This is a genomic window from Aquiflexum sp., from assembly GCF_041751335.1.
Classification (GTDB): domain Bacteria; phylum Bacteroidota; class Bacteroidia; order Cytophagales; family Cyclobacteriaceae; genus Aquiflexum.
The window spans coordinates 1-1,591 of the sequence record NZ_JBGSXS010000335.1 but is presented as its reverse complement, the minus strand read 5'-3'; the positions used below and the strand labels follow the sequence as shown (position 1 = coordinate 1,591).

Sequence of the window (1,591 nt, the reverse complement as noted above, 5' to 3'; positions counted from 1 at the left end):
ATTTCCTGCATTTTCCCAATCCATTCCCAGCACGGAAATCCAGATAAAAACTGCCCTCTTGGCTGCACCTGAAGATAAAAGAGAAGGCGCAATGGTATATGGGTATAATGAAAAAGGAGAATTTATAGTTTTGAGAAAGGGAACCAATGAATTGATCTGTCTGGCTGATGATCCAAAAAGTCCCGGCTTCAATGCTTCCTGCTACTTCGTTGGGCTGGAACCATTTATGGAAAGAGGAAGGCAATTGAAGAAAGAAGGAAAAGGTTTTCAGGAAATATTTGATATCCGGGAAGAAGAAGTCAAAAGCGGCAAACTCAAAATGCCCAAAGATGGCGCCACACTTTTTGTATTGTCCGCAGACGCTGAAAATTACAACCTCCAAACCGGAGAAGTCAAAGACGCCTATCTCCGATATGTGGTCTATATCCCTTGGGCCACCGAAGCGAGCACCGGCCTGCCCCTGAAACCCTCAGGTCCCGCCATGCCCTGGATCATGGATCCCGGAACTCATAGGGCACATATTATGATCAATCCGCCGAGGGATTAAAGGGGTGAGAATTTCTAGTATTAACTTGTGTTGAAAATGATTATTCAAAACTTACCCTGATGAATCCCATCTCATCATCCAAGTTTACAAATACCCACAACATCCCGTCCTTGACAAAATATTTGGACAATGGCTTGCCGTTGAGTTCAGGAATTGGACTTTCATTCAGAAGCTTGAAATTTTCATCAAAAATACTAAGATACACTTCGCTCTCGCTGATTTCAGGTAAAAGCCATCCCTCCCGTTTTTCTTCTCCATATTGTGTAGAAGATGAAAATCTGTAATATTTCTGAAAAGTTGAATCCCATACCAGTGAACCGAAAACTATTTGCCCGCGATAATACTGAAGGGCTTTGATCCGATCCTCAAAAGAATTATCCAAGTCTCCTTCATTGGTGGGAGTTACTTTGACAGGCGTATAGGCAGAGGTATAAGTGATGGCTTGAAGGGAATCACCTTGTGGAGAATACACATAAAAATCATTGGCAAACTCATGGGATACGATGATTTTATCCTTTTGGCTGTTGATGTTGACTCTAGGTGGCCAATGATTATAAGTAGAAAGGTCTCCTAAGGTGTAAGTTTTATAATTTTCATTGGGATCTATATCAATTATAGCTATCCTATTTTGGGATACGTCCAATTTTTTTAAAATCACAGAATTTTTGGTGTAATTGACAAACAAGGAAAAAGCCGACTCGGGGAAATTAGGGTTGATCACTTGTATATAAAATTTTTCTTCATCCAATATCCCTCCTTCTTCGGGAGAGACATTGGACCAGTCAATCTTTTTGAGCAGTTCACCTTCCAAGTTAAAGATACCGGCCTTTTCTCCAGACAGGAACAACTGCCCCTCCCGGACACCTTTGATATCCGAAATCCAAAACCCTGTTCCGTCCGGTCCTTCCTGTTGCAATGGGAAAGTCCCTACCCATTCTAATCGGTCCAGATCAATTTTTTCGATACTATGGGAATGTTTATTAAAGTTATACAGAAAGCCATCCATTTCACTGCAGTCCGCTACTCTCAGATCATACTCTAAAT

At 41.4% G+C, this 1,591-nt stretch carries 2 protein-coding genes; one reads left to right on the top strand and one right to left on the bottom strand.

The features are described 5' to 3' along the window. Positions 1-547, top strand: a 547-nt coding sequence (locus ACEW8U_RS18850) for a hypothetical protein (protein ID WP_373523610.1), incomplete at its 5' end; no start/stop codon positions are given. 40 nt (positions 548-587) lie between these two features. Here the strand turns inward: ACEW8U_RS18850 and ACEW8U_RS18845 are convergent. Then, a partial coding sequence (locus ACEW8U_RS18845; RefSeq protein WP_373523609.1) for a DUF4221 family protein occupies positions 588-1,591 on the bottom strand: 1,004 nt, incomplete at its 5' end.